Here is a 2,390-nt window from a genome sequence, read left to right on the forward strand (position 1 = left end):
GGTACTGCACCCGAGAGAGTGTGGGAGAGTAGGACACCGCCGGACAACCACTCACGGGAAGGCCCCGCACCACCAGGTGCGGGGCCTTCCCCACTTAAACCACACCCCACCCCAGCAGCCACCACATGCCGGCACCCCGGCCATCCTAGATTTCTCGCTCCATCGCTGGAGACGGCATGCCGTAGGAATGGTACGAGTGGCATCTTAGGAGATGCCGCATCCTTCCGTGATGAAGCACGGGGGACAAGCTACCTTCGACGCTGATCTCGTTCGAGCGAAGAGCGCTTACACCCATTCCCGGCGCCGCAATGGTGGCTTTTCCTCTCCGGGGCGTTGGACGAGTATCTGATTCACGCCGTTCAGCCCCCGCTCGAACCCGAGTGCACTCGATGCCATGTACAGCCGCCATACGCGTGCACGTCCCTCGCTTGTGAGGCGTACAGCCTCGTCCCAGTTCTCCTCGAGGTTGTGCACCCAGGCCCGAAGTGTCAGCCCGTAGTGCCGGCGCAGCGCTTCAACGTCGAGCACTTCCAGCCCCGCCGACTCGAGGGCGCCGATCATGACGGTAAGGCTGAGCATCTCGCCGTCCGGGAAGACGTAGCGGGGAATGAAGGAGTCTGGGTCCGGTGGCATCTCACCTGCATTCCAGGATATTGCGTGGTTGAGGAGGCGCCCGCCGGGACGCAGCAGACCATACAGATGGGACGCGTAGTTGCCGATCTGGTCTCTGCCGACGTGCTCCGCCATACCGATGGAACTGATCGCATCGAAGAAACCGTCGTGGACATCACGGTAATCCTGGACCCGAATCTCGATGCGGTCGGCGAGGCCGGCTTTGGTCACTCGCTCCCGCCCGAGAGCTGCCTGCTCTTTCGAGAGGGTGACACCTACGACGTCGGCTCCGTAGTTACGCGCTGCATGCAGTGCAAAGCTGCCCCACCCGCAACCCACATCCAGCACCCGCATGCCTGGCCGAAGGCCAAGTTTGCGGCAGACAAGGTCGAGTTTGGCTTCTTGGGACGCGTCGAGGCCTGCTGTCTCGTCGTCCCAGACCGCGCAGGAGTAGACCATGGACGGACCGAGCACGAGGGCATAGAACTCGTTGCCCACGTCGTAATGGTGCGAAATAGCAGCAGCGTCCCGCTTCTTGGAGTGCTTCCGACCGGCTCGGGTCACGTTCATCTCCTCGGGCGGCGGCGTGGGCGGAAGGCCCAGCGCACCGACACGGATGGCTGTCCGCACCAGTCCTAAACGCTCACCCAACGTTGGAGGGCGGAAAGCCTTCAGCTCGGCGAACTTGCCCAGCGAGCTGAGCACGGAGAAGCTTTCGAAGAGGTCGCCGGGCCCGTCGATATCCCCGGCTACGTATGCGCGGCTCAGCCCGAGCTGGTTCGGTGACCACAGCATCCGCCTCAATCCCCGCCGGGAACGAAATTCGATGACGGGGGCATCGGGGGGCCCTGCTTCTGACCCGTCCCACGCGCGCAGCCTCATCGGTATTTCTTCAGTGCCTAGGACGATGCCCAAGGCATCGGCCAAGCGTGGTGCCACTCCCTTTTTCCTGCTCATGCCCCCTGTCTACTACGACGTGCTCGCAGGAACCAGAGGATGCTCGAAGTGAGGAGCCCGCCCGGCTACCGTCGCCCCGTCGATCACCCCGCCACATCGAGGCAAGGTTTCGGGTCTCCGCGCACCAGCAGACGCGTCCGGCAGTCCGCTCATCTGTTCGAAAAGTCCCGTCATCCTGCCGGCACACGCTACGGCTCCTCCGATCCGGGTACGGGTCCCAGCGACCCTTCTGGTGCAACACGTCTACCCGGCCCGAAGGGAACATCCACTGCTCGGGACATACGAGAGGGGCATCCGGAGAAGCATCGGTGCCGGCTGGGGCTCGCGGCATAAGTTCTGAAAGCATTCGAGACGTGGACTTGGCTGGACCTGCGTGGAAGGTCGGCCCGGGATCCTCTCTCGTGGTCGCTGCGGGTGGCAGGGGTCGATTTGCTTCGGGCATGGGGCAGTCGTATAGTTATGTGGTTGCCCCGGTGAGGGTGACCAACCCCCTCCAATTCCAGTGGTCGGTTCGTGCGCTCTGATGCGGGATCGAATTAGGCCCCTGAATTTGTTGTGGGATTGTCTTGTGGAATTCTTTTGCGGGGCCTGTAGGGCACGGCGGGGGATTTGACAAGGGAAAAGGGAATGAAATAAGCTGTGAATGTAACGACGAGGGAAAACAAGCCGGATAAAGCGTGGAAACGCCCGGTCTGCGAGTAATCGTTTGTTCCTGTTGTTTGAGAACTCAATAGTGTGCCAAGTTTGTTGATACCGATTGTTTTTTGATTGGTTGAATTTGCTGGTTGCCGCACCCCGTGTGGTGGCTGGTTTTTTTGGCT

General features: G+C 61.5%; 2 protein-coding genes. Both read right to left on the reverse strand.

The annotated features are described in order from the left end of the window. Positions 1-285: 285 nt before the first annotated feature. Entirely contained in the window at positions 286-1,569 is a 1,284-nt protein-coding gene (locus ACX80H_RS16465; RefSeq protein WP_459314485.1) for a class I SAM-dependent methyltransferase, read from the reverse strand. Between the two features lie 536 nt (positions 1,570-2,105). Further along, the coding region (locus ACX80H_RS16470; protein WP_459314486.1) for a hypothetical protein at positions 2,106-2,390 on the reverse strand (285 nt) is incomplete at its 5' end.

The organism is Arthrobacter pasteuri (genome assembly GCF_054510955.1).

Excerpts from the sequence above, each read along its gene's own strand:
- ACX80H_RS16465 (WP_459314485.1), bottom strand. The coding sequence starts at position 1,569 with ATGAGCAGGAAAAAGGGAGTGGCACCACGCTTGGCCGATGCCTTGGGC.